This window comes from Mesorhizobium waitakense, from assembly GCF_056431085.1.
On the sequence record NZ_JBWKME010000175.1, the window covers coordinates 1 to 964 of the forward strand.

A 964-nucleotide genomic window follows, 5' to 3' on the forward strand; every position below is an offset into this window, starting at 1 on the left:
CTTGGGAATTCCAAAAACTCGCCCGCCGCTAAAAACTGCCAAAGTAGTGCTAGGTCGCAAACTCATAAACTGGGTATCGTGCTGATGTAAGTTCTGATTCAAGGCTTCTTTTGGAGGCTTTGATGCGTCGGTATGAATTGAGCGATTTTGAATGGGGCATCATCGCGCCTCATCTCCCCAACAAGGTCCGCGGTGTGGCACGCGTTGACGACCGCAAGGTGCTCAACGGCATCCTGTGGCGCTTCCGCACCGGCTCACCCTGGGCCGATGTGCCGGAACGCTATGGCCCCTACACTACCTGCTACAACCGGTTCGTGCGATGGCGCAAAGCCGGGGTCTGGGATCGGCTTCTGGCGGCGGTTTCCAAGGCCTTTGACGGCGAGATCATCATGATCGACAGCTCCTGTGTCCGCGTTCACCAGCACGCTGCCACGGCAAAAAAGGGGGCGCTGACGATGGCTGCATGGGACATTCCCGCGGCGGCCTCACGACCAAGATCCACGCGCTCGTCGATGCCGAAGGCCGGCCGATCGACCTTGTCCTGACGGCCGGACAGGCACATGACGGCAAGCCCGCCGCCGCCATGCTCGACGCCCTCCAACCCGATGCAATCCTGCTTGCCGACCGCGCCTACGACAGCGATGCTATCCGGACGCTCGCGGCGGAGCGAAAAGCGTGGGCGAACATCCCGCCGAAGAAGAACCGGACCGGCAGCTTTCCTTTCAGCGCATGGGTCTACAGGCAGCGCAATCTCGTCGAGCGATACTTCAACAAACTTAAGCACTTCAGAGGTATCGCAACTCGATATGACCGCGATCCGCTCAATTTCCTCGCTGCCATCAAGCTCGCTTCAGTGCGCATCTGGCTCAGAAATTATGAGTCTGCGACCTAGCACTACTTTGGCAGTTTAGGTTTGAGGGCGTGTGCGAGCAGCTTCTGACAGTGAGGACATCTGCGGGGTGGC

Annotated in this window: 1 protein-coding gene; it reads left to right on the top strand. The window is 59.0% G+C overall.

Translation table 11 applies throughout. The annotated features are described in order from the left end of the window. Nucleotides 1-122 precede the first annotated feature (122 nt). A protein-coding gene (locus AC07FD_RS32330) for an IS5 family transposase (protein ID WP_478353140.1) occupies nt 123-892 on the top strand; the annotation gives its coding sequence in 2 pieces (ribosomal slippage) (nt 123-443 and nt 446-892; 768 coding nt in all). Nucleotides 893-964 lie beyond the last annotated feature (72 nt).